Source organism: Sideroxyarcus sp. TK5, assembly GCF_054601595.1.
In genome coordinates, this window is the sequence record NZ_BAAHSJ010000003.1 from 262,208 (window position 1) to 287,182 (window position 24,975).

Below are 24,975 nucleotides of genomic sequence, written 5' to 3' on the forward strand. Positions count from 1 at the left end.
CGGCTGCATTTATGAATCGGCCAGAACAGTCGCCGGTCGCAGTGCGTACAAAGGCGGAATGACAAATGGAATCAAGTAGCGACATGCGTAATGAAAACCTGGATGCCTGCGAGGTCCTGATCATAGGCGGCGGTCCGGCCGGCGCAACCATCGCCGCATTGCTGGCGGAGCGCGGCCGCGATGTGCTGATGCTGGAGAAAGCCAAACACCCGCGATTCCATATCGGCGAATCGCTCTTGCCGATGAACATGCCCATGTTCGACCGTCTTGGCATCGCCGACGAGATCAGGCGCATCGGCATCGTCAAGCGCGGAGCGGAATTCGTTTCGCCGTGGCACGGTGCGCCGGTGATGATCGACTTCAACGACGCATGGGACAACACCTGGCCCTCGGCCTATCAGGTGCGGCGCGACGAGTTCGATGAGGTCCTGTTCAAAAACGCCGTCGCCAAGGGCGCGCGCGCGGTCGAGGAATGCAAGGTCAACGACATCCAGTTCCTGCAGGGCGACGGCGCGGTGGTGAGCGCGCAGGACAAGGACGGGACACAACGGAAGATCACAGCCCGGTTCGTGGTGGATGCCTCCGGTCGCGACACTTTCCTGTCCAACCATTTCCGCATGAAGCACCGCAACAAGAAGCACAACAGCGCCGCCATGTTCGGCCACTTCTCCAACGCGATGCGTCTGGAAGGCGAAGTCGAGGGCAACATCAGCCTGTTCTGGTTCGACCACGGCTGGTTCTGGTTCATCCCGCTGGCCGACGGCAACACCAGCATCGGCGCGACCTGCTGGCCCTATTACATGCAGACGCGCAAGACCGATTTCACGCAGTTCTTCATGGACACCATCGCCATGTGTCCGGCGTTGGTGGAGCGCCTGCAGGATGCCAAGCTGGAAACACCGGTCACCGCCACCGGCAACTTCTCCTACCAGTCGGAACGCGCTTCCGGCGAGAACTACATCCTGCTCGGCGATGCCTTCGCTTTCATCGACCCGATCTTTTCTTCCGGCGTGTTCCTCGCGATGGCCAGTTCTTTCGCCGGGGCCGATGCGGTCGAGCGTTGCCTGAGCAAACCGCAGGAAGCGCGACAGGCGCTGAAGGAATTCGACCGTGCCATCATGCACGGCCCCACGGTGTTCTCCTGGTTCATCTACCGCATCACCACGCCGGCCATGCGCAACCTGCTCATGTACAAGGGCGCCGAGAGCCGGGTGAAGAAGGCGCTGATCTCCATCCTGATCGGCGATGTATATCGCACCGAGCGATATTCTTTCTGGCTGTCGATGTTCAAGCTCATGTACTACGCGGGTTCGATATTGCATCTGCCGTCCTCCATCATGGCGTGGCGCAAGCGCAAGCATTCGATCAAGGTGGCCGAAGTTGGAGTGTCGGACTGATGGCGAGTGAAGATACAAAATTCGGGCTGGCATATCTCGATCCGGATGAGGCACCCGTATATCTGCAGAAGCATGCCGGAAAAGTGCTGGGTGTGATCGGCTTCGGTCGCGAGGTCGCGCTTCCGCCCATGCCTTGCGCGCCGCTCGCGGTGGCCGCGCCGGTGCTGGGCGGCAAACACAGCAGCGTCGAAGTGTGGACCAGCGACGAAGAGGCTACCGTCTGCGAGCATCTGGGCATCTGCGGCACCCGTGACGGCAAGGCCCTGTTCGGCGGTTTGACGCTGGAACAGCGCCCCGGCGAGACGCTTGAGATGCTGGCCGAGCAGGCTTATATGCGCATCTTCGGTTTTATTGATCATTTCGGCTACCGCAATCTGTTGCGCGTCTGGCATTACTTCCCGCAGATCAATGATGACGAGAACGGCCAGGAGCGTTATCGCTGTTTCAACGTTGGTCGGCATGCCGCATTCGTCGCCAACGGTCGCAGCATCAGCGAGGAAGATGTGCCTGCCGCCAGCGCACTGGGCAGCAATAGCGGCTCGCTAACCATATATTTCATGGCAGGCAAACAACCCGGGCGTGCGGTTGAAAATCCGCGTCAGGTCAGTGCCTACCACTACCCCGAAAAGTTCGGCCCCAAAAGTCCGATCTTTGTGCGCGCACTGGCGGTGACGCTGGGCGGACAGGATTGCTTCTTCATCTCCGGAACGGCCAGCATCGTCGGTTTCGAGACCCTGCACCATGGCGACGCGGAGAAACAAACGGAGGAAACGCTACTCAACATCCGCACCCTGCTGCAGCAGGGGCCGCATTACGATCACGCGCAGGGACGCATGCTGCTCAAGGTCTATGTGCGCCACGAGCATGATCTGGCGATGGTGCAAAGCCGGGTGCAGGCCGAATTCGGTACTGCCTGCCGGGCCGTCTATCTGCATTCCAACATCTGCCGATCCGATTTGCTGCTGGAGATCGAAGGCGCGTATTTCAACGACGCGCGCTAGCGCACGGGTCTTTTGGAATGAGACAGACAAAACCTAAGGGTCCACGAAAAGCACGAAAGGCACGAAATATTTCAACTGAGCACTTCCGCTTGGCATTCCTCTCCTTGGGAGAGGCCGAGCTCAAAATATGCAAACGCCCTCGTTCGTGTATTTCGTGGACAACTGCTTTTTCAGTAATAAATAATCTTGTTCGTGGCGTGCTGTTGTCGTTCTGCTGTTTGTCGGCGGCCCAGGCACAGACCGAGATCAGACCGCTGTGGGAGATCGGTGCCGGTGTTGCCGCCATCGACTTTCCCGTCTATCGCGGCTCGGACGAGCGCAAGTCCTATCTGCTGCCGGCGCCCTATGTCGTCTACAACGGCGAAGTGCTGCAGGTCAGCCGCGAGCGGGTGCGCGGCCTGATCTTCAAGAAGGACAGGGTGGAGATGGATGTCAGCGTGAACGGTTCCGTCCCGGCCGAAGGTGCGAAAGCGCGGCAGGGTATGCCCAACCTCGATCCCACGCTGGAAGTCGGCCCTTCACTCAACTTCCACCTTTGGTATACCGAAGACAAGAAGAACACCTTCGACATCCGCATGCCCCTGCGCGCGGTCGTTGCATCCGACTTCAAGCGCGTGCACCACGAAGGCTGGTTGTTCCAGCCGCAATTGAATCTGGATTTCTACGACATCGACCGCAGCGGCTGGAACATCGGCCTGGTGGGCGGGGTGATCTATTCCGACCGGCGCTACCACTCGTATTTCTACGATGTCGATCCGCAATACGCCACAGCGGATCGCCCGGCCTACCAGGCGCCCGGCGGTTATGCCGGCACACAGTTCATCTTTGCTTTCAACAAGCGTTACCCCGGACGTTGGGTCGGCGGATTCGCGAAATGGGACAGTCTGAAAAGTGCGGTCTTTGCCGGCAGTCCGCTGGTCAGAAGCAAGCAATATTTCACTGTCGGTTTCGCCATTACGTGGATCTTCGACAAGTCGGATGAGCTGGTGGAAGTGGAATACGAGTAAGCGATGATCCTCTGGCGCGCAATCAGATCGCTGTATGAATATGTGGTGCTGTACGGCGGCCTGCTGTTCTTCGCCGTCATCTGCCTGGCTTGGAGCCTGCCCGCCAGTCTGCTGCGCCACCTGCTGCCGCACCGTCTAGGACTGCGCGTCGGCCGCTATGCCATCATGATGGTGTTCCGCATCTACCTGTTCGTGGTGCGCGCCAGCGGTCTGGTGAGGCTGGACCTCAAGGCGCTGGACGCGCTGCGCAACGAACCTTCGCTGGTCATCGTGACCAACCATCCCGCGCTGATCGACGTGGTGCTGATCGGCTCGCGCCTGCCAAATTTCGTCTGCGTGCTCAAGGCCAAGCTGCTCGACAACCCGCTGCTCGGCGGCGGTGCCAGCATGGCAGGCTATGTGCGCAACGACTCGACCGCCATGCTGGTGCGCGAGGCCGGTGTCGCTTTGCGCGAAGGCGCGCAACTGCTGATCTTCCCCGAGGGCACGCGCACCGTGCGCGAGCCGGTGAACGAATTCAAGGGCGGTTTCGCGCTGGTCGCCAAGAAGGCGGGCGTGCCGGTGCAGACCGTGTTCATCGAGGCCAGCAGCCCTTTCCTCGGCAAGAACTGGTCGTTCTTTGACAAGCCGGTCTTTCCCCTGCGCTACACGGCGCGGCTGGGCGAGCGTTTCGAGGTGAAGGGCGATGCCAAGACCTTCGCCGCCGATCTTGAGCGATACTATTGCGAACAAATGACGCAGAAAGAATCATGACTCCCTCCAAGACCCATCTCGTTCTCATCCCCAGCTACAACACCGGCGACAAGGTGTACGACACCGTGCGCGCCGCGCGCGCGCAATGGGCGCCGGTGTGGGTGGTGGTGGACGGCAGCACCGACGGTACCGCCGAGGGCCTGCTGAAGATGGCCGAACAGGACCCGCAACTGCGCGTACTCGTGTCAAAAGAGAACCACGGCAAGGGTGCGGCAGTGCTGCTCGGTCTGCGCGTGGCGGTGCACGAGGGCTACACGCATGTGCTGACCATGGATTCAGACGGCCAGCACCCGCCTGAAAAAATTCCCGAGTTCATGCAGGTCTCCATCGCCAATCCCGACGGGCTGGTTCTGGGCCGTCCGGTGTTCGACGCCAGCGCGCCGCTGCTGCGCGTGCGCGGGCGCCGTGTCTCAAACTGGTGGGCAAACTTCGAAACGCTGTGGCAAGGCATCGGCGATTCGCTGTACGGTTTTCGCGTCTATCCCGCGCAGATGCTGCTGGGCGTGATGGAGAACAGCTACTGGATGCGCCATTTCGACTTCGACCCCGAGGCCGCGGTGCGCCTGTGCTGGTGCGGCGCGAAACCCATCAACGTCGATGCGCCCGTGAAATATTTCCGCGCCGACGAAGGCGGCGTGTCGCACTTCAACTACCTGCGCGACAACATCCTACTTACCAGCATGCACCTGCGCCTGTTCACAGGATTCCTGATCCGATTGCCCTTGTTGATTTGGCGGAAATTGTTCTGACATACTCCAGACTAGTTCACGCTGAGAGTCGTAGATTCTGATGCGCATCACTTTCGTCCATCCCGCCGGTTTCAACTTCGTCCCCGGTCAGCCCGACTTCTCGGTGCTGGCGAACCGCATGCCGCCCATCGGCATCCTTTCGCTCGCCGCCTGGCTGGACAAGCACGGCCACACCACCTTCGTGCACGACTGCCTCGGCCCCTTCGCGCCGCCGAGCATCGAAGCGAATGCCGAGATAGTGCTCGCGAGTGATCCCGAGATGATCGGCTTCTCCGCCACCACTTCAGGCTTCATGGATGCGGTGGACATGGCTACCTATATCAAGAAGAAGCGTCCCGACATCAAGATCCTGTTCGGTAATGTGCACGCCTCGTCTATCGGCGCGCCGCTGCTGGAGCACTTTCCTGAGATCGACTACCTGTGTATCGGCGAAGGCGAGGGCGCGCTGCCGGATTACGCCAACGGCATGCCGGTCGCGCAGATATCCAACATGGTGTACCGCGACGGCGACAAGATCATCTCCAACCCGCGCCGCCAGCGCATCCTCAATCTCGACGACTTGCCCTTCCCCGCTTACGAAAAGCTGCAAGGATTTCCCGAGGCTTACCACCTGCCGCTGTTCTCCTACATCAAGAAACACGGCGCGACCATGATCACCTCGCGCGGTTGCCCCTACACCTGCTCGTTCTGCGACCGCACCGTGTTCGAGCGTTTGTACAAAGTGAACTCGGCGCAGTACATCTACGACCACATGAAGCACCTGCGCGATAACTTCGGCGTGTACCACATCAACTTCTACGACGACCTGTTCACCGCGCAGAAGAAGCGCGTGTTCGATCTGTGCGACCTGTTGATTGAGAAACCGCTCGGCATGCAGTTCAACTGCGCCATCCGCACCGGCCACACTTCGGACGAGATGCTGGCCAAGCTCAAGCAGGCGGGCGCGCTGATGGTGTCCATGGGTGTGGAATCCGCCGACCCCGCGATGATGGAGCGGCACAAGGCGGGCGTCACGCTGGAAGCAGTGAAGAAGACCGTGGAGCAGATCCACGCCGCCGGACTGCGCGCTAAAGGCTTGTTCATCTTCGGCATGCCGGGCGAGACGCTGGAGACGGTGAAGACCACCAGCGACTTCATCCTCTCGCTCAATCTCGACGAGATGAATATGACCAAGTTCAGCCCGCTCTACGGCGCGCCGATCTGGGACGAATGCGTGAGCGGCGAAGAGGGCGACTTTGTTGAAGACTGGCGCCTGCTCAACTGCCTCAACTTCGTGTTCCTGCCCAAAGGATTCAAATCACGCGAAGAGATGGATGCGCTCTACAACTGGCACATCTTGCGCTTCTACAACAGCAAGAACTACCACCGCACCTTCGCCAAACGCCTGTGGCAACATCGCTGGAGCCTGTGGCACCTGATCAAGAACCTGCCGCGCGTGATCCAGGCTAACCGCTACTTCCAGTCCAAGCAGAAAGACTTGGAAGCGATCAAACAGGATTTCCCTAAACACCCGCGTCAGCCGACTAACCTCGTACCTCTGTTGGGCGAGGAACTGTATGCCGACAAGATATCGACGGTGAAAGTCACCTTGCCGGTCAGCGTGCAGAAGAAGGCGGCGGACGTGCCGTTACAGAGCACTGCGATGACAGAGGATTAGTCCGTACCGCCACTCGTACGTTTCGCCACACCGTGGCTATCTATCCGGATGAGAAGCACGAAATGAAAACCATCATAAGAATGCTGGTCTGTTTGACCTCCGTCATCTGGCTTCAGACGGCTTGGAGCGATACAGGGGTCTACGAGGAGTGCATCAAGGAGCCGGTCTTTGAAGGCAAGGTATGTACCCTTCAGCTCAACCGTGATGCCGATGTCGGTCTGATCCTGATACACGGACTCGGTGGCTCGATCGAGGATTGGGAAACCACCATCGCCGCACTGGGGGCCGACTTCCATGTGCTCGCATTCGATCTGCCGGGATTCGGCAAGTCCGACAAGGGCAGTCAGACCTATTCTCCGACACGTTACGCGAAGCTGGCCGATCATCTGGCAGCGCATTATTTCCATGGCAAGCCTTACCACATCGTGGGTCACTCGATGGGCGGGGCCATCGCCTTACGTTTCGCATCGCTTCGTCCGGCTCACTTCCAGCGATTGGTGTTGCTGGATGCGGCCGGTATCCTGCATCCGCAGGTGCTCTCTAAGTTCCAGGCCGGATCGATGCTGCAGGAAGCGAGCGGCATGAAGCAGACACGGGGGTTCGCAGAACGATTCTCCGGCAAGATCATGGAGCAGATCGACAGATTGCCGATCTCGCCGATCGATATCGCCAACTCGAAGATGGGACGCGAGTATGTGCTGCAGGGGGATCCCCAGATGATCGCCGCGCTTGAGCTGGCGGGTGAGGATTTTAGCGATGCCATCGTCTCTGTGACGGAAGAGACGCTCATCCTCTGGGGGGATGGCGATCCGACGGTGCCACGGCGTACCGGTGAGGTCCTGGCCGCGCACATGCCGCACGCACGTTTGGAGATCGTTTTCGATTCAGGGCACGTGCCCATGCAAGACCAGTCCAAGAAGACGAACGAGCTGATCAGGCGACATCTGTCGGCCAGCGATCAGGAGCTGAGTCGTCTGAATCCGCTATCCCGTCGCCAGCCCGCGCTCGCCAGCAAACGTGTGGGAACATGCTCGGGCGAGTCTGGCAAAGTGTTCCAAGGCGATTACCTCAGTATCGATGTGCGAGATTGCACTAATGTCATCATACGAGATGCACGGATGGGGCGATTGAAGGTGGTCGATTCCAGAATCAGCCTGATCGATACCGACATTTCAGGCAAGGTCGGTGGCGTGCAAGCGTTTGGATCGAACGTCACTATCACCAATGGATCCATTTCGGGTGTGATCGCTATAGAGGCAGAGAAGAGCCGCTTCGATCTGGCCGGCGTATCTCTGAAAGGAAGTGAACATGCGGTCAAGGCGAAAGGAAGCAAGTTCGTATTCTCCATCTGCCATGTGCGCAGTCCGCATATGGATGGTGCGCTGCACGCCTACAAGAAGATGAATGATGCGGTGTTATGAGAAGTCGGCGATCGTAGCGAGCCGTGCTTGAGCGCAGCGGAGCGCGGTTCAGATCGCTTTAGCTACCAAGAGAAGCGAAACGGGTCAGCATCGAATAGTAATTACGAAGAGGTGATGGTATGAAATCGAAGGTCGCAATATTGCTATTGTCGCTGTTTGGCACTGCAGTCTGGGCTGCTGGTGCGCCGTGGTACAAGTGGATGAGCTCCGAAGATCGCACCATCATCTGCAACCAGGTGTCGCCGGGTGAGGGATGAGTGAGGTATCAAGGTCCCTTCATGGATTTGCAGTGCCGGAAGCGGGGCAATCCGCAATAACGCTAAGGATGCGTGAGCGCACTTAACTTGCATGTTCCGCTGCCGCGCGTCCGAAAACGCCTTGGGTCCCTGACGTGCGCTCAGGTATTCTTCAGGTCAGGCGGGGCTGAATCCGCGCCAATTTTGATTTCTACGAAACCCGGAACCTGACCAATGCGCCAACTTTTTTCAAAACAGGCCCCTTGCCTTGTTCCTGCGGGTTACGACCTCGCCGCCGTCTGATGATGAAGCATGCTCTCCTCGCCCTGCTGCTTGCGCTGCCCATTTATGCAGTTGGTGCAGGGGAAGAGCGACCGGAGCACCGGTGGACGCTGGCCGAACAATGGACACCCTCGGATCAAGCCCTGCGCATGCACAGGCAGAACTACTTTTTGTTTTTCGCGCGCTCTTCCAACCCCAATGACACGCCCGCCAGTCCCAATCCGGCGAATCAGGTGCCGCCTTCGTATCAGCTCGATCACAACGAGATGAAGTTCCAGATCAGCCTGAAGGGGCACATGATGGGCGAAGGCCGCAATACGCTCTGGTTCGGCTACACGCAGCTCTCTTTCTGGCAGTTCTACGATTTCGAGCGCTCGCAACCCTTCCGCGAGAACAACTTCGAACCCGAACTCATCCTCTCGCACCGTCCGGAAGGCCAGAAGGTCGGCGGCTTCGATGCCGCCTTCGTCAACCTTGCCATCGTCCACCATTCCAACGGACAGGTATTGCCGCGCTCGCGCGCGTGGAATCGCGTGTATCTGCAAGCCGGCCTTGAGCGCGATTTCGGCGATGGGCGCAGGCTCGCGCTGCTGCCTCGCGTGTGGAAACGGCTGGGCGGGGGGGGGGGGGGGCGCCGAAGATGACAACCCGGACATCGCGAAATATCTCGGTCACGGCGATCTCGAACTGCGCTACCAGCACAACGAGCTGGCTACTCTCAGCGCGCTATTGCGCATCCGCTCGGTGCAGTTCGATCTCGCACTCTCTTCAACACTGGTCACACCGCTGTTGCATAACACCAATCTGCATCTGCAGTATTTCGATGGTTACGGCGAAAGCCTCATCGATTACAACCAACGCCACCGCACCGTCGGCATTGGTATCTCCATGCCGTATGAATAAGCGAATAAAGGCTGCCGTCTGGGCTGCCAACTTTGCTGATTCCCTTGAATGCCAGACAGCCGGTCAGGTATTCTTCCGGTCGGGCGTTGCACTGCAAACTTTAATCCGCCAATCCAATCAACACTGGAATAACCCGCTTCCAGGCACACTTTGGGTCATGCCGAAATGAGACTTCTAATCATTCTTTGTTTGCTCCTGCAACTGGCGGCTTGCGGCACACGCGCCCCGCGCGATCCGGCCTACTACGAGATGGACCATGGCAACTTGCCCGCTGCCAACGTCGCGCTGAACATTCCCGGCCTCGGTCCCTGCACCGACAACCCGGACCGCACTTTGCGTATAGACAAGAACCAACCCGTCAATGTGCTGACACATGGCTGTTTCGGCTCATCAGGCGAGTTTCGCGGCTTGGCTCAAGTGCTGGCTTTTCATGGGCAGCAGACCGCCTGCTTCACCTACGACGACCGCGACGACCTTACCCGTAGCGCGACCGGATTGCGCAATGCCGTCGACCAGCTCGCCGAACAGACGGGCACGCCATCGATCACGGTGATAGGCCACAGCCAGGGGGCGCTCATCTCTCGCAAGTCGCTCACCGACTTGCCGCTTGTCAAAGCCGGGCACCAAGCCGACCTGAGACTCGTCACGATATCCGGCCCCTTCGACGGTATTGCCTCGGCGGAAACATGCGGAAAAAAATGGCTGCAAGTACTCTCACTGGGATTGGTACCTGCGAGCTGCTACATCGTGACCGGCGCAAAATGGAACGACATCACCTATTCATCGAGTTTCATTCGCGCCCCCGGCGAGCTGAACCCGCAAGTGAACAGCTATCTGAAGATCGACACGGATGAACGCGGCACTTGTCGTCGCATAGAGAACGGGCGCTGTATGGAAGATGACGATGTATTCTCTCTGGCAGAACAGCACAATCCACAGATAGAGAATGACGCCCGCGCAAGACTTGTCGTCGTAAAGGCCGGGCACGTTGAAATCGTCGGCGACAAGCGTATCGCGCCGACCAAGCTCATCGCCACGTTGCAACAGCAAGGCGTCCTCCGCCTCACAGCGCCCGAACGCGTTTCCGCTTTAAATCTGCTACTGGCGCGCATCTATCAGGACGACACCTTGTTGCACGAGGATGATGTTGCGCTGCCGCATCCCTGATATTCGGCGCAAATAAGAACCGCTTCATTCACGAAAATCACGATGCAAGAAGTGAACAAGGCCGCTCTAAAGCGGCCTTGTTCTTGTGATGAAACAAGCAATCAAACCGCTTTCGCGATCAGCATCACGCTGCTGAACGGGGTGCCTTTGTGCATGGGCATCGAGCGGGCTTCGAAGCCGCAGCGTTTGAGCACTTCCAACCACTCGGTGGTGCTGCGGCAGTAGATGGGGTTGATGCCGTGGCCGCGCAGGAAGAAGATGACGCGGTCGACCCAGTTGCTGTAGTAGAACGGCAGTCCGCCTGCCGCATCGCCGATACGGGTGATGAAGGTGCCGCCTTTGGGCAGGGCGGCATGGATGCGGCGCAATACGTCTTCCTGTGCTTCGTAGCTGATGTAATGCAGCACATCGAGGATAATCGCCACATCGGCCTGGCCCAAGTCGGCGCTGCGGATGTCGCCCTGTACGATCTCGGCGCGGGCGTCGAGCGCGGCACGGGCGCGTGCCACGTCCTTGGGCATCAATTCCAGTCCCCAGATATGTTCGATCTTTGGCGCGGCGGGCCAGCCCTGCGGCCATTCTCCCGCTTCATAAATCGTGCGCGCTTCTAGTAACCACGCGGCGAGCAGTCCCTGACCGCAGCCGAGGTCGATGAGGCGCTTCCCGTCCGGGATGAGGCCGAGTTGCAGCAGGCCGAGGAAAGCCGGGTCGCCTTTTAATTTTCCCAGAGCGAATTTCCACGCGAACAGACCGGCGGAACGGTAAGGTTGTGCAGCGCTTTCAAGCAGGGTGCGGCGGAATCGTGTGGTCATGGGATGGCGTCGGCGAGGGTGATGGAGTGGAGATTGCGTTGCGAAAGATTTTCCAGCAGGCGAGGCAGCACGTCGAGGATGACGGGCTGGCCTGCTGCGGTGCGCGCGGCGCTGCCGTCGTGCAGGAGCAGGATGTCGCCGCCCCGGAGGTCATGCGCGAGGCTGTTGAATACGGTATCGGCATCGCGTACCTGCGTGTCGAAGCCGCGCTTGCTCCAACTGCATAGTCGCAGGCCGCAGTGGGCGAGTACGGGTTCGAGCTCCGGGTTGCGCAGGCCGGCGGTGGCGCGGAAGAAGCGCGGCACCTGTCCGGTGATCGCGCTCAATGTGTCCTGCGCTTCGCGCACTTCGCGGTGGATGTGCCACGGGTCGAGCAGCGAGAAATACCAGTTGTGCGACATGCTGTGGTTCTCGACCTGATGGCCGCGCTGCACGATCTCACGGCAAAGATCGGGATGTTGCGCGGCGAGTTTGCCGATGCAGAAGAAGGTCGCCCTGGCTTGGTAATGGTCGAGAATATCCAGCACCTTTGGCGTCACTTCCGGGTCGGGGCCGTCGTCTATGGTGATCGCCACTTCTCCGCGTTGCGCTGCATCCGCTGGTAAGTGCGTGATGTTGGGGCCCAACAGCGTGCTGCGCGGAATCAGGCCGGCGATGGTGAGGATCATGTGGTTGGCAAACACGATGCTTGCCGTCCACGGCCACAGCGCAGGGTGCCACAAGGTGAGCAGGATGCAGACGGCAAGCAGCACGAGCGAGAGCTTGATGGCGAGTGTCGGCTTCCAGTTGCGGCAGGGGAAAAGCATCGTTGCGGCGGAGGTGTGGGATTCGTGCGGCATTATACAATGGCGTTTCGTTCGAACCTTGAGGAGTCCTTGTGCTGTTTCGCCAGATCGTTCTGTTTGCCTTCATCGCCGCCCTGAGCGCGTGCAGCACACCGCCGCAAAAACCCGCCGCCGTCACGCGCGGCGATTACGGTTATACAAAACAATACATCGGTTGGCTGATCGAGCAGGGCATGGATGACGACGATGTCACCGGGCTTAGCATCGCGCTGGTGGACGACCAGCAGGTGGTGTGGGCGCAGGGCTTCGGTTATGAAGACAAGGCGGCCAAAGTCAAGGCCACGCAGGACACGTCCTATCATCTGGGCTCCATCGCCAAGGTGTTCACCGCCACGGCGGCGATGCAACTGGCGGAGCAGGGCAAGCTCGATATCGACCAGCCCTTGCAAAACTACTTGTCCGAGTTCTCCATCAAGAGCCGCTTCGGTGACACGCGCGGCATCACGCCACGCAACATCATGACCCACCATTCCGGCTTGCCCGGTTACTGGGTGCGCGGCATGGCCGACCGCCATCCTGCGCCGTTCGAGGAGCAGGTCACTGCGGTGCGCGATGAATATGTCGCGACGTTGCCCAATACTGTGTTCGCTTATTCCAATCTCGGTTACTCGCTGCTCGGCGCGGCTATCGGTGAGATCGGCGGTGATTGTTATGCCGGTTACATGAACCGCCACCTGTTGCAGCCGCTGGGCATGTCGCGCTCCGAGTTCGCCGCGCGCATTCCCGGCAAGGCCTACAAAGACGGCAAGGAAGTGGAAGCCATTCCGCTGCGCGACTTGCCTTCGAGCAGCCTGATCTCCAGCGCCAGCGATATGACCCGCTTCATGCGCATGCTGTTCGCCGACGGTAGTTTCGCCGGGCGGCAGATACTCAAGCCGGACAGCCTGCGCGAGATGGTCCGCGCACAGAATGAGAACGTGGCGCTCGATTTTGATTTCAGGATGGGCTTGGGCTGGATGCTGAGCGGCGTGGACGTGCCGCGCGCGGGCAAGGTGGTCAGTCATGGCGGCACCACGCTCAATTACCACACCATGTTGGCGCTGCTGCCCGAGCACAAGCTGGGCGTGGTGGTGTTATCCAATTCGGCCAACTCGCAGGCGCTGGTGGCGAAGGTGACGGAAGAGACGCTCAAGCTCGCACTCGAAGCCAAGCGCGGCATCACGCAGCCGCAGAAGCAGTTCGTCGAATCAAAGATGGTGCCGCTGAGCACGGACGACCTGCGCGATTACGACGGCTACTTCGAGACGCTGATCGGTCTGGTCAAGGTGGAGAACCGCAAGGATGAGCTTATCGCCGAACTGATGGATTTCGATTTCGAGTTGGTGAAGCACGAGGACGGCCATTTTGGCGTGCGCCTCAAACTGCTCGGCTTCATCCCGGTCGCCAATCAGCAGATGAAAGAGATGAAGCTGTCGCTGCGCCGCGTGGCCGGGCGCGAGGTGCTGGTTTACGAGAAAGATGGCCGCGCCATGCTGGTCGGCGAGAAGCTGCATCCGCAGCCGCTACCTGACTATCTGAACGACTACGTGGGCGAATACGATTTCGTCAATCCGCACGACGGCCCCATGCCCGAGAACGTGCGCGTGGTGCGCGATGGTGACCTGCTGGTGGGCGAGTTCAATACCTCGCTGATGCCGGGCTTCCTGCTGCGCACCGCTTTCCTGCCCGCGCCGGCGCAGGGCGAACTGATCATGGCCGGTGTTGGCAGCGGCAAAGGTGAGACGGTGCGCGTGGCCAAGGTTGATGGGGTGCCGCGCATGTACTTCTCCGGCTTCGAGCTCAAGATGCGGACGAAAGATGGTTTTGTGAAATGATGCAACTGCCGATCGATCACGTCTTTGATGCCGCGCCCGCTGCGGATGGCGAACGTATTCTGTTGCTGATGCTGCCGGGCGCGAAGAATACGCCGCAGCAACTGGTGGATAACGGCTTCATCCGCGCGCTGCGCGAACGCGAACTGCCGGTGGACGTGCTGGCACTGGATGCGCATGTTGACCTTTATCTGGAACACGCCGATATAGAGCGTGTGCTGCATGGCACGCTGGATGAGATCCGCGCGCAGGGTTACCGCCGCATCTGGTTGCTCGGTATCTCGCTCGGCGGTTCGGGGGCGATGATCTGTGCCACGCAGCGCCCAACGGAGATAGAAAGAGTATTCCTGTTGGCACCGTTCCTCGGCACGCGCGGCCTCATCGCCGAGGTGGGGGCGGCAGGCGGGTTGCAGCAGTGGCGCGTGGGCGAGATCGCCCCGCGCGACCATGAGCGTGCCTTGCTGGATCAAATCAAACAGGCACCCATTCAAGGAGATGCTTTCCCCGTCATGTACCTCGGTTACGGACATGAAGATCGCTATGGCGCTGCCAGCATCCTGTTGGCAGAGCGCTTGTTGCCTCAGCATGTGCTTAAGGTGGACGGCGGCCACGATTGGGATACTTGGTCTGCGCTGTGGGGGAAGCTACTAGACAGGGTGACGAATGTGGCTGGCATGCCCGCAGTGCATGAGTAGCGTATTTCATCAGTACACCCAAGCCGGACGGGAAGCGATTTGCTCCCTGTATTTGACGTTTCGTTGTTTTTTCTCCCATTCCGAACGCCACCTGTTTACAGTGCGCGTGTCATGTGCGGGAAAGGTAAGGATGAAGCGATTGATAATGGCAGTGTTGCTGGCGGCAACAGGCGTTCAGGCTGGCGAGATCAAACTGGAGTTGCAGGGCAAAAGTCTGGCCGGGAATAAGATACACATCGCGGTCTATTCGGCCAGCCAGTCGAAGCAATTCCCGGTTGCCGACAAGTTCTATCGCAGCGTCGTCAGCGAGGCCGCTGGCGAGAGTCTGACGGTATTCGTACCGGATCTGCCGCCGGGTAAATATGCCGTGGCAGTTTATGTGGACAGCAACAAAAACGGCATGCATGACAAGAACCTTTTTGGTGTACCAAAGGAAGACTACGGTTTTTCCAACGATGCGCGCGGCCGCTTCGGTCCGCCCGATTTTGCCGATGCAGCTTTTGAGATCGGCGACGATACCGTTTCAAGATCCATTCACATTCACTGAGAACGAATATGAGCGAAACCACCATCCGCCCGCCCATTCTGAAACTGCGCAACATCAAGCGCCGATTCTTGCTGGGCGAGACCACCATCGACGCACTGAACAGCATCTCGCTGGACATCCGCGCGGGCGAGTTCCTCGCCGTGTGGGGACCGTCCGGCAGCGGCAAATCCACACTGATGAACATCATCGGCCTGATCGACGCCCCCACCGAGGGCGAGGTGCATTTTGACGAGCAGGATACGCGCGTGCTGGATGACGATGCGCTCACCGAGTTTCGCAGCAAGAAGCTCGGCTTCGTGTTCCAGAACTTCAACCTGGTGCCCGTGCTCTCCGCACTGGAGAACGTGATGCTGCCTTTGCAGATACAGGGCGTGGCCGAACAGGAGGCGCGCGAACGTGCAGCTGCCGCGCTGGTGGATGTGGGGCTGGAACGGTTCAAAAATTCCTTGCCGGACAAACTCTCCGGCGGCCAGCGCCAGCGCGTGGCCATCGCGCGCGCACTGGTGGTCGATCCCATGCTGGTCATCGCCGACGAACCGACCGCCAACCTGGATTCGGAGAACAGCCGCATGGTGGTGGAGCTGATGCGCGAGATGAACCGCGCGCGCAAGGTGACCTTCGTGTTCACCACGCACGACCAGCGCCTGCTCGACCATGTGGACAGGAAGATATTGCTGCGCGACGGCAACATCGTGAGCGATGAGGTGACGGCATGAAGAACATGATCAAACTGGCATTGCGCGGCCTGATGCGCAACCGCCGCCGCTCGACAGTGACGATGCTCGCCATCGCCTTTGGCTTCGCGGCCATCGTGCTGTTCGCGGGCTACACGCACAACGTCTACGACGGTCTCGGTCGCCAGTCCATCCACGGCGAGATGCTGGGTCACCTGACGCTGTACAAGCAGGGCATGCGCACGGAAGGCAAGCTCGATCCCGAGCGCTATCTGCTCACGGCGCAGGAAGTCTCCGCCATCACCACACTGGTGCAGGAAGAAGCGCACGTCATACTGGTCGCGCCGCGTCTGGGCATGAGCGGGCTGGTGAGCAACGGCCGCGCCAGCACCATCTTCATCGCCGAGGGCATAGCGCCGGAAGCGGTCATCAAGCTGCGTGAGGGTTCGCTGACCGAGAACGAACGCGAGAGCGGCATGTTCGACAACATGAAGATGCGGCTCGACCCCGAGCATGCGGAAGTGGCCAGCCTGAGCGAAGGGCTGGTTGAGATGCTGCACCTGAAGGAGGGCGAGCAGGCGCAGGTGCTGGTGAACACGCTGAGCGGGCAGGCCAATGCCGCCGACATCACGCTGGGCAGATCCTTCAACACCGGCAATGCGGGCAGCAACGACAAGTTCGCCTTTGTCTCGCTGGCGCTCGCGCGCACCTTGCTGGATGCGGAAGGGCGCGCACAACGGCTGACCATCCTGCTCGACGATGAATCAAAGACCGGGGCGATGCGCGACAGCCTGCAGACGAAGCTCGCCGCAGCGGGGTTTGAAGTTGAGATCCTGACCTGGAAGGACTTGTCAGACTTCTACAATCAGGTGCACGGCATGTTCGACATGATCTTCGGCTTCATCTTCAACATCGTGTTGACCGTGGTCATCATGAGCGTCGCCAACTCCATGGGCATGACCGTGATCGAGCGCACCCGCGAGATCGGCACCCTGCGCGCCATCGGCCTCAAGCGCAGCGGCGTGATCCGGCTGTTCACCATGGAGTCGCTGCTGCTCACGCTGATCGGCTGCGCCACCGGACTGCTGATCGCGTTGCTGGTGCGCTGGGGAATCAATCTGGCGAACATCTCTTATGTGCCGCCCAACAGCGCCAGCCCTGTGCCCTTGCTGGTCGATATGGATGTGGGCCGTACCATTTTCACCTTTATCCTGATGGGGCTGGTGGGCACGCTGGCCGCATACATGCCGGCGCGGCGCGCGGCGAAGAAGGACATCATCGATGCGTTGGGGCATGTTTAAGGAGCAGGCTATGAGAAAGATCGTCAGTTTGATGTTGTTCGCAATGTCCGGTGCCGTCATGGCCGCACCCGACGCGCACAGCATCCTCAAGGACTCCGACCAGGCGCGCGGCGGCGGCCTGCCCGGCATCGTGTGGGAGATCAAGTTGCAATCGCGCGACGGCGAACGCCGCGACGAAGCGCAGCGCATCCTGGTGAAGGCGGTGGACGACTCCAGTCTCGCTGAGACACAGGAGCCGGTGCGCTTCAAGGGCTCGAAGATCATGCAGGTGGGGCGCAACATGTGGATGACGCGGCCCGGCCTGTCCAAACCCATCCCCATCTCACCGCGCCAGCGCATGAGCGGGCAGGCATCCAACGGTGACATCGCCGCCACCAATTATGCGGGCGACTACGAGGCAGAGCTGGCCGGCACCGAGAACGTCGATGGAGAAGAATGCCATGTGCTGAATCTTGCCGCGAAACACAAACGCGCCACCTACGACAAGATCCGCTACTGGGTGTCGGTCAAGCGCGTGGTCGGCATCAAGGCCGAGTTCTATTCTGTCAGCGGCAAGTTGCTCAAGACTGCCACCTTCCAGTACGGAAACATTATCGAGCATGAAGGAAAGCGAATGCCCTTCATCAGCAGGATGACCATCCGCGACGCACTGATCGACGCCGAAACAGTCATGGAGTTCGGCACGGTCAAGGTGAAGAAGATCGCGGCGTCGGAATTCGATCTGGGGCAGATGCAGTGAAGGGAGTGAGTTTCAATCACCTCTCCATCCCACTTCTGCAAAGCAGGGCTGGGGGGGATTTGTTATTGGCGGCGATTCTGACCGTTGCCTCATCTTATGCAGTAGCCGATGACTCCGACTGGCATACCTCCGGCGATGCCACGCTGTACGGCTATGCCAGTCGTATGACGCTGCGCGATGACAGCGTGCTGAACCCCCATAACCAGATTGCGCGGCTGCCGCAGGTGAGCGAGGTGGTCGAGTTGCGCGTCGGCTTCAAGGTGGAGAACGAGAACGTGCGATTGAGCGGCCGTTTCATCGGCTCCACGCGCGAACTGCACAACGGCTTCGGCCGGAGTTCGCGAAGCGAAGGCTATGCCAGCCAATGGCAGGTGCGCGTGCGCGCGGCGGAGGGCTGGAATGCCGCCGTCGGGCGCGATGTGCTGAACTGGGGGCCGGCGCAGTTCCGCTCGCCATCGAGTCCGTTCTATTTCGACAACGGCCGCAGCGATCCGATGCGCGAACTGGCCGGCATGGATGTGGTGAAACTTTCGTGGACGCCAGATATGCAGAGCAGCGCCACGCTGGCGCATGTGGTGCGTTCAGGTTACGGTAAGGAACAACCGGATGCGTGGCGCGACAGCTGGCTGGCGAAGTTCGATATGCGCGGCGAAGAGATGGTTTGGGGTGTGGTCGCCGCCAAGGCGCCGCATCTGGGGGCGTTCTACGGTACTCATGGACAGTACACGATGAGTGACGAACTGATGCTGTACGGCGAATTCGGATCGTCGGTGTTGTCGGTAGCGCTTGGCTCGCCAGCCCATGCAGCACAACCCTATGTCATCCAATCGCCTTCGCTGCGCGGAAATGCCGCCTTGTTTGGGTCGTCCTACACCTTCGAGAACGGTCAGGCGTTGTCGCTCGAATATCTGCATGACGGGCACGGTTACAGCAAAGCGGAAGAAGCTGCCTACTTCGAGCGCGCCACCACGCAGTTCGGACTGCCGCTGGGTCTGATGCCGCGTCTGCTCGGGCGCGACTACTTCCACGCTGTGTGGCAGGCCAACATGATGACCGAAACCGGCTACTGGCGATTGATGTACACACGCAACCTCACTGATAATGGCAATGAGTTTGCCGCCTACGGTGAGACCACCCTGCATCCGCGCCTGAGCCTCTATGCACTGGTCGTGTTGCCGCTGGCAGGTGCAAGGCAGGAATCCGGTGCATTGTTCACGCGCAGTGTCACACTGGGACTCAAGTCTTCAATCTGAGTCCATGAAGAAGCAGCCATCCCATTGCTACTCAACTTCTGACAAGGGTTTCGCGGAGCGCTGGTAAACGTGCGCCAGATCTTCAGCGAACAGCACGGTCTTATCGGGAAAGTCATGCAATAGCTGCGCATCATTTCCGGCAGATGTGAGTCTCGACTATTCCTTTCCCAGCCCGAATGGGAAATGCGAAGTCTTCGGCAGTTTCCCTTCCGCATCCAATCGCTTTAGCATGTCGTGGTACAGCCGCACCGTCTCGACATGCACCACCGCTTCGCCGCCGCGTGCCTGACCGTATTTGGTGTTCTCGTAGAACTCGGCGCGTGACAACAGGGGCATCACGCGTTTCACGTCGGACCATACGTCGGGGTTGAGTCCGCGCTGTCCTGTCAGGATGCGCGCGTCCTCCAGATGCCCCATGCCCTGGTTATAGGCGGCCAGCGCCATCCACAGGCGGTTCTGTTCCGAGATGCGCAGCGGCAGTTGTTCCTTCAGCAGTTGCAGGTAGCGAGCGCCCGCCATGATGCTCTCGCGCGCATCGAGACGGTTCTCCACCCCCATACGGTCGGCAGTCACCTCGGTCAGCATCATCAGGCCGCGCACATTGGTGTACGAGGTGGCGTTCGGGTCCCAGCGTGATTCGCGGTAGGCCAGTGCGGCGATGAGGCGCCAGTCGATACCGGTCAGGTCGGCAGCATCCTGGAACCATTGGCGGTAGTGCGGTAGCACGGCGCGCGTATCCTCGATGAATGCCGTGACATCGATGGGTCCCAGCCGGTCGTTATGACCGTAATGGCGATCGATCGCATGATGCAGTGTCCGGTTCTTGCGGCTCTCGGCAAGGAAGCGGTCGATCTCCTCCAGCAGGGCTTCGTCGCCTTCGGCGCTGATGGCCCAACTCATGTCCGAATCAAGGTTCAGGCTCAGGCCGCTGCCTATCTCGGGGTAGTAGTTGCGCATGGTGGTGATCTGCTCTTCGTTCGCTACCGTGCAATCGATCTCGCCTCTGGCCAGCGTTTCCAGAAGTTCGATGGGCGAGCTGCCTTTGCGCGACTCCCATGCCAATTCTTCATGTTCTTCGCGCAGTTTGCGCAGCGCGGCTTCCTGCGCGGACTCGCGTGCGACCACGATCTCGCGCAGAGTGAGTTCATCGAGTCTGCGGGGTGTGTTGCCGTTGCAGACCACGCGTTCATCCAGCTTGTGGTAACCGCCGCTGTAGCGAAGGGAGGGGTTCGAACGCGAACGGAAGCCGGCGACCAGATGGGCATCACCCGCCAGCAAAGTGGCGACCGCCTCGTCAGATGTCTGTTTGACCAATCTCACCCGGACGTTGAGGTGTTTGGCGAACAAGGTGACCAGATCGGATTCGAACGCTGAATCGGTGACCATGGAGGCGTCGGGTACCACTGCGATCAGCTCTCCAGACCGCCAATCAGGCAGCGGCGGCGTTTCGGTCGCCTTGATCACCAGCCATGCGAACAGGCCGACTAGGACGACCGCCCGCATTGGATAGAGGCTGCGCATTATCGATCGTGATGCGATTCAGGATGGAGTGAGCAACATTCTGCCCGAAAAAGGAGGTTGCTGGTAAAATGCGCGCCCTTCGGACCGCAGATGGCTTTTGCATGCGCGTTCGAACAGAGTCTCGGAGAGGTGGCAGAGTGGTCGAATGTACCTGACTCGAAATCAGGCATACCGCAAGGTATCGAGGGTTCGAATCCCTCCCTCTCCGCCAAATACAAATCGCCCCGCGTGGGCGGTTTTTTTTACAGTCGAAACAACACAGATTTTCAATTGACCATCTACTGGCTTGCCGTTAGTGTGGACAGATAGCTTGGAACAAAAACAGTGGTAACGGAGGAAGTATGAGTGTCCAGTCAGGCAACGGCGGTGTCGAGCGCCGCAAATACCCGCACATCCGCGACATATTCGACGATGCCTATCGCATCGCGTCCCCGTTGCTGGCTACACATGGTGAAGGGGGCGGCACACCCTCGCGCAGCATGCTGCACCAGACACTGCATAACGCCTTTCCCGATCTGCACAAACAGGACCTTCCCATCCTGATCGCCTCCCTGACCCGGGTGTTTCGCGAGCAGGACAAGTCTTCTCGCCAATAACAACGGGCTGTCAACGGCGACAGGATTTCTTCCCGGGGCGGGGCGGGGGCGGTGTTAAAATCCGCGCCTGAATTGACTGTCGCCGATCATGCCTCAACCCGCTTTCGTCCATCTTCGTCTCCATAGCGAATATTCCATCGCTGACGGCATCGTGCGCATCGACGAAGCGGTGGCGGCAGCGCAGGCGGATGCACAAGCCGCGCTGGCGCTGACCGACCTTTCCAACGTATTCGGGCTGGTGAAGTTCTACAAGAAGACACGCGGGGCGGGTATCAAGCCCGTGGCCGGTTGCGATGTGTTCGTCACCAACGATGCCGCGCGCGACCAGCCGCACCGTCTGCTGTTGCTGTGCCAATCCAATGCCGGTTATCTGCGCCTGTGCGATCTGCTGACCCGTGCCTATCTGGGCAACCAGTACCGGGGGCGTCCTGAGATCCGCCGTGAATGGCTGAGCGAAGGCACCGAGGGCTTGATCGCGCTGTCCGGCTTCCATATGGGCGAGGTGGGGCTGGCAATGCAGAACGGCAACCCGAACGCCGCCAAACAGGCGGCACGCGACTACGCCTCGCTGTTCCCTGATCGTTTCTATCTGGAAGTGCAGCGCTGCGGATTTCCGCGCGAGGAAGAATTTATACGCGACACGGTGAAGCTGGCGAACGCGCTGGACTTGCCGGTAGTGGCCACGCATCCGGTGCAGTTCCTTGCCATCGACGATTACAAGGCGCACGAGGCGCGCGTGTGCATCGCCGAAGGCTATGTGCTGAACGACAAACGCCGTGTGAAGCAATTCACCGCGCAGCAACATTTCAAGACACAGGCCGAGATGGCCGAACTGTTCGCCGATCTGCCGCAGGCCTTGCAGAATAGCGTAGAGATCGCCAAGCGCTGCAACCTCACGCTCAAACTCGGCACCAACTACCTGCCCGATTTCCCCACGCCCAACGGCGAATCACTGGACCAGTTCCTGCGCGACGAATCCCTGCGCGGCCTGCAGCAGCGCATGCTGCATCTGTATCCGGACGAGACATTGCGCGCCGAGAAGATGCCGGAATATCTGGCGCGTCTGGAATTCGAGACCGAGACCATCATCAAGATGGGCTTCCCCGGCTACTTCCTGATCGTGTCGGACTTCATCCGCTGGGCGAAGTCCTATCGCCATGAGCGCTTTCCCAACGGCGTGCCGGTGGGGCCGGGGCGCGGTTCCGGTGCCGGTTCGCTGGTGGCGTATTCGCTGGGCATCACCGATCTGGATCCGCTGCGTTACGAACTGCTGTTCGAGCGCTTCCTCAATCCAGAGCGCGTCTCCATGCCCGACTTCGACGTGGACTTCTGCCAGGACGGGCGCGAACTGGTGATCCAGTACGTGCGCCATCACTACGGCGAGGCCTGCGTGTCGCAGATCGCCACCTTCGGCACCATGGCCTCCAAGGGCGTGATCCGCGACGTCGGTCGCGTGCTGGACTTCCCCTACATGCTGTGCGATCGCCTGTCCAAGCTGGTGCCGGTGGAGGGCGTCAAGCCGGTGTCGCTGAGCAAGGCACGCGAGATGGAGCCGGAGTTCAACGCCATCATCGCCAGCGAAGAAGGCGTGGACGAACTGATGGAACTGGGCATGCGGCTGGAAGACCTGACGCGCAACGTCGGCATGCACGCCGGTGGTGTGCTGATCGCGCCGGGCAAGCTCACCGATTTCTGTCCGCTGTATTGCGCCGAGGGCAGCGAGAGCACGGTCAGCCAGTTCGACAAGGACGACGTGGAAGCGGTCGGTCTGGTGAAGTTCGACTTTCTGGGGCTGCGCACGCTGACCATCATCGATTGGGCGGTGCGCTACATCAAGGCATCTGGCATCGAAGGGACGCAAGACTTCAACATCGACACCATCCCGCTCGACGACAAAGCGACTTACGACAAGATATTCCGCAACGCGAACACCACCGCCGTGTTCCAGTTCGAATCGCGCGGCATGAAGGACACGCTGGTGAAAGCCCAGCCCGATTGCATCGACGACCTGATCGCCCTGAACGCTTTGTACCGTCCCGGTCCGATGGACTTCATCCCGGACTACATCAACCGCAAGCACGGGCGCGAAAAGGTCATCATCCCGCACCCTTTGCTGGACAAGGTGGTGCGCAGCACCTACGGCATCATGGTGTATCAGGAGCAGGTGATGCAGGCTGCGCAGGCGGTGGCCGGTTACACGCTGGGCGGCGCCGACATGCTGCGCCGCGCGATGGGCAAGAAGAAGGCCGAGGAGATGGCCGAGCAGCGCGCCATCTTCGTGGCCGGTGCGGCCAATAACAACATCGACGAGAAGAAGGCGAACGAGATCTTCGACACCATGGAGAAGTTCGCGGGCTACGGCTTCAACAAGTCGCACGCCGCCGCCTACTCCGTGGTCGCCTACCAAACCGCCTACCTGAAGTGCCACTATCCGGCCGCGTTCATGGCGGCCACGCTGTCCTCGGAAATGGACAACACCGACAAGGTGAGCTTCTTCTATCAGGACACCGCGCTGCAAGGCGTGCAGATCCTGCCGCCGGACATCAACAGTTCGCTGTACCGCTTCACGCCCACTGACGAGAAGACCATGGCCTACGGTCTGGGTGCGGTGAAGGGCACGGGCGAAGCGGCCGTGGAGAACATCGTGGCGGCGCGCAAGGAAGGCGGGCCGTTCACCGACCTGTTCGATTTCTGCCGCCGCGTGGACAAACGTGTGGTCAACCGCCGCGCCATCGAGGCGCTGATCCGTGCCGGTGCGTTCGACAGCATCAACGACCATCGCTACCAGTTGCTGGCCTCGCTCGATTCGGCACTGGGCAGTGCCGAGCAGCATGCGCGCGCGGCCAACCAGGTCAGCCTGTTCGGTGACGATCCGGCGGAAGACATGACATTGCCGCTGGCGGATGTGGCGCGCTGGAAACTGCGCGAACAGTTGCAGCAGGAGAAGACCGCGCTCGGTTTCTATCTGTCGGGCCACCCGTATCAGGAGTTCGAGCGGGAGCTGTCCAACTTCGTCAGCATGCGTCTGGACAAGGTCACGCCGGAGATATTGCCCGCGAGCAACGGCAAATCACGCCGGCAGGAAAAAGAACTGGTGCTGTCCGGCATCGTCAGCGGCATCCGCATCCTGCAAACGCGGCGCGGCCGCATGGCGGTGCTGACGCTGGACGACGGCAGCGCGCAGATCGAGATGACGGTGTTCAACGACCTGTTCGAACCCAATCGCAACTGGTTGCGCGACGACCAGCTGGTGGTGGCGCGCGGTCGCGCCAGCATGGACGATTACTCAGGCGGTATGCGTATCAGCGCCGATGCGCTGTTCGATTTCGCTTCGGCACGCGCGGTGTTCGCCAAACGGCTGGATATCGATTGCAGCATGGACGACAAGGTGTGCACCAAGCGTCTGGCCGAGATGCTCAAGCCCTATTGCGGGGGCGAATGCACCGTGCAGATCAACTACCGCAACCTGATCGGTGCGGCACCGCTGCGACTGGGCGAGGAGTGGAAGGTCACCCTGCCCGAGGAATTGCTGGCCACGCTGTCCGAGGAGATCGGGCACGACAAGGTGCGCGTGGTCTATGCCTAGTCCGGAGAAGGCACGGCTAACG

The 24,975-nt window shown here is 60.1% G+C and carries 23 protein-coding genes and 1 tRNA gene; 21 read left to right on the forward strand and 3 right to left on the reverse strand.

Annotated features, from left to right (window positions below):
• Nucleotides 1-83 precede the first annotated feature (83 nt).
• From ACYPYQ_RS07135 to ACYPYQ_RS07185, 11 genes are all read left to right on the forward strand, one after another.
• Entirely contained in the window at nucleotides 84-1,397 is a 1,314-nt protein-coding gene (locus tag ACYPYQ_RS07135) for an NAD(P)/FAD-dependent oxidoreductase (RefSeq protein WP_459721999.1), read from the forward strand.
• Nucleotides 1,397-2,398 (forward strand): chorismate transformation enzyme, FkbO/Hyg5 family, encoded by a 1,002-nt coding sequence (locus tag ACYPYQ_RS07140; protein ID WP_459722004.1) that lies wholly within the window; start codon nucleotides 1,397-1,399, stop codon nucleotides 2,396-2,398. Before ACYPYQ_RS07135 ends, ACYPYQ_RS07140 begins: the two co-directional genes overlap by 1 nt.
• A 203-nt stretch (nucleotides 2,399-2,601) precedes the next feature.
• Complete coding sequence (locus ACYPYQ_RS07145; protein WP_459722007.1) at nucleotides 2,602-3,405, forward strand: MipA/OmpV family protein; 804 nt, start codon at nucleotides 2,602-2,604, stop codon at nucleotides 3,403-3,405.
• Nucleotides 3,406-3,408: 3 nt separating this feature from the next.
• Nucleotides 3,409-4,158, forward strand: coding sequence for a lysophospholipid acyltransferase family protein (locus ACYPYQ_RS07150; RefSeq protein ID WP_459722010.1), 750 nt, complete (start codon nucleotides 3,409-3,411; stop codon nucleotides 4,156-4,158).
• Complete coding sequence (locus tag ACYPYQ_RS07155) at nucleotides 4,155-4,907, forward strand: glycosyltransferase family 2 protein (protein WP_459722012.1); 753 nt, start codon at nucleotides 4,155-4,157, stop codon at nucleotides 4,905-4,907. Before ACYPYQ_RS07150 ends, ACYPYQ_RS07155 begins: the two co-directional genes overlap by 4 nt.
• Before the next feature lie 40 nt (nucleotides 4,908-4,947).
• Nucleotides 4,948-6,564 carry a B12-binding domain-containing radical SAM protein gene (locus ACYPYQ_RS07160; RefSeq protein ID WP_459722015.1) on the forward strand — a complete coding sequence of 539 codons (1,617 nt, stop codon included), beginning with the start codon at nucleotides 4,948-4,950 and terminating at the stop codon, nucleotides 6,562-6,564.
• A gap of 62 nt (nucleotides 6,565-6,626) precedes the next feature.
• Nucleotides 6,627-7,985: an alpha/beta fold hydrolase gene (locus tag ACYPYQ_RS07165; RefSeq protein ID WP_459722019.1), complete on the forward strand. Its 1,359-nt coding sequence runs from the start codon at nucleotides 6,627-6,629 to the stop codon at nucleotides 7,983-7,985.
• Nucleotides 7,986-8,104: 119 nt separating this feature from the next.
• The gene (locus ACYPYQ_RS07170; protein WP_459722023.1) at nucleotides 8,105-8,242 is read left to right on the forward strand and encodes a hypothetical protein; all 138 of its coding nucleotides are present in this window, start codon (nucleotides 8,105-8,107) and stop codon (nucleotides 8,240-8,242) included.
• Nucleotides 8,243-8,526: 284 nt separating this feature from the next.
• Complete coding sequence (locus ACYPYQ_RS07175) at nucleotides 8,527-9,147, forward strand: phospholipase A (protein WP_459722026.1); 621 nt, start codon at nucleotides 8,527-8,529, stop codon at nucleotides 9,145-9,147.
• Nucleotides 9,074-9,406, forward strand: a complete 333-nt coding sequence (locus ACYPYQ_RS07180; RefSeq protein WP_459722030.1) for a phospholipase A — start codon at nucleotides 9,074-9,076, stop codon at nucleotides 9,404-9,406. The genes ACYPYQ_RS07175 and ACYPYQ_RS07180 overlap by 74 nt, the downstream gene beginning before the upstream one ends.
• Before the next feature lie 165 nt (nucleotides 9,407-9,571).
• A complete protein-coding gene (locus ACYPYQ_RS07185) occupies nucleotides 9,572-10,573 on the forward strand; it encodes an esterase/lipase family protein (RefSeq protein ID WP_459722033.1) in 1,002 nt (333 codons plus the stop codon).
• A 101-nt stretch (nucleotides 10,574-10,674) separates the two neighbouring features.
• Here the strand turns inward: ACYPYQ_RS07185 and ACYPYQ_RS07190 are convergent, their stop codons facing one another.
• Both ACYPYQ_RS07190 and ACYPYQ_RS07195 read right to left on the reverse strand, forming a co-directional pair.
• A complete protein-coding gene (locus tag ACYPYQ_RS07190) occupies nucleotides 10,675-11,385 on the reverse strand; it encodes a class I SAM-dependent methyltransferase (RefSeq protein WP_459722036.1) in 711 nt (236 codons plus the stop codon).
• Nucleotides 11,382-12,191: a polysaccharide deacetylase family protein gene (locus ACYPYQ_RS07195; RefSeq protein ID WP_459722040.1), complete on the reverse strand. Its 810-nt coding sequence runs from the start codon at nucleotides 12,189-12,191 to the stop codon at nucleotides 11,382-11,384. Before ACYPYQ_RS07195 ends, ACYPYQ_RS07190 begins: the two co-directional genes overlap by 4 nt.
• Nucleotides 12,192-12,262: 71 nt before the next feature.
• Between ACYPYQ_RS07195 and ACYPYQ_RS07200 the strand changes: the two genes are divergently transcribed.
• From ACYPYQ_RS07200 to ACYPYQ_RS07230, 7 genes are all read left to right on the forward strand, one after another.
• On the forward strand, nucleotides 12,263-14,044 hold the full coding sequence (locus tag ACYPYQ_RS07200) for a serine hydrolase domain-containing protein (protein ID WP_459722043.1): 1,782 nt from the start codon (nucleotides 12,263-12,265) through the stop codon (nucleotides 14,042-14,044).
• The gene (locus tag ACYPYQ_RS07205; protein WP_459722046.1) at nucleotides 14,041-14,736 is read left to right on the forward strand and encodes an alpha/beta hydrolase-fold protein; all 696 of its coding nucleotides are present in this window, start codon (nucleotides 14,041-14,043) and stop codon (nucleotides 14,734-14,736) included. Before ACYPYQ_RS07200 ends, ACYPYQ_RS07205 begins: the two co-directional genes overlap by 4 nt.
• A 130-nt stretch (nucleotides 14,737-14,866) precedes the next feature.
• On the forward strand, nucleotides 14,867-15,283 hold the full coding sequence (locus ACYPYQ_RS07210) for a DUF2141 domain-containing protein (protein ID WP_459722048.1): 417 nt from the start codon (nucleotides 14,867-14,869) through the stop codon (nucleotides 15,281-15,283).
• Nucleotides 15,284-15,291: 8 nt separating this feature from the next.
• Nucleotides 15,292-15,999, forward strand: a complete 708-nt coding sequence (locus tag ACYPYQ_RS07215) for an ABC transporter ATP-binding protein (protein WP_459722051.1) — start codon at nucleotides 15,292-15,294, stop codon at nucleotides 15,997-15,999.
• Nucleotides 15,996-17,258: an ABC transporter permease gene (locus tag ACYPYQ_RS07220; protein WP_459722054.1), complete on the forward strand. Its 1,263-nt coding sequence runs from the start codon at nucleotides 15,996-15,998 to the stop codon at nucleotides 17,256-17,258. Before ACYPYQ_RS07215 ends, ACYPYQ_RS07220 begins: the two co-directional genes overlap by 4 nt.
• A gap of 10 nt (nucleotides 17,259-17,268) precedes the next feature.
• Nucleotides 17,269-17,997: an outer membrane lipoprotein-sorting protein gene (locus ACYPYQ_RS07225; protein WP_459722058.1), complete on the forward strand. Its 729-nt coding sequence runs from the start codon at nucleotides 17,269-17,271 to the stop codon at nucleotides 17,995-17,997.
• Nucleotides 17,998-18,062: 65 nt separating this feature from the next.
• On the forward strand, nucleotides 18,063-19,250 hold the full coding sequence (locus tag ACYPYQ_RS07230) for a hypothetical protein (protein ID WP_459722061.1): 1,188 nt from the start codon (nucleotides 18,063-18,065) through the stop codon (nucleotides 19,248-19,250).
• A gap of 156 nt (nucleotides 19,251-19,406) precedes the next feature.
• Here ACYPYQ_RS07230 and mltF read toward each other — a convergent pair whose 3' ends face one another.
• Nucleotides 19,407-20,771, reverse strand: coding sequence for a membrane-bound lytic murein transglycosylase MltF (mltF, locus tag ACYPYQ_RS07235; RefSeq protein WP_459722063.1), 1,365 nt, complete (start codon nucleotides 20,769-20,771; stop codon nucleotides 19,407-19,409).
• A gap of 123 nt (nucleotides 20,772-20,894) precedes the next feature.
• On the opposite strand from mltF, the gene ACYPYQ_RS07240 reads away from it, so the two are divergent.
• The 3 genes from ACYPYQ_RS07240 to dnaE all read left to right on the forward strand — a co-directional run bounded on the left by ACYPYQ_RS07240 (nucleotide 20,895) and on the right by dnaE (nucleotide 24,953).
• A tRNA-Ser gene (locus tag ACYPYQ_RS07240) sits at nucleotides 20,895-20,982 on the forward strand.
• 130 nt (nucleotides 20,983-21,112) lie between these two features.
• Nucleotides 21,113-21,367, forward strand: a complete 255-nt coding sequence (locus tag ACYPYQ_RS07245) for a hypothetical protein (RefSeq protein WP_459722065.1) — start codon at nucleotides 21,113-21,115, stop codon at nucleotides 21,365-21,367.
• An 88-nt stretch (nucleotides 21,368-21,455) separates the two neighbouring features.
• Entirely contained in the window at nucleotides 21,456-24,953 is a 3,498-nt protein-coding gene (dnaE, locus tag ACYPYQ_RS07250; protein ID WP_459722068.1) for a DNA polymerase III subunit alpha, read from the forward strand.
• Nucleotides 24,954-24,975: the final 22 nt, after the last annotated feature.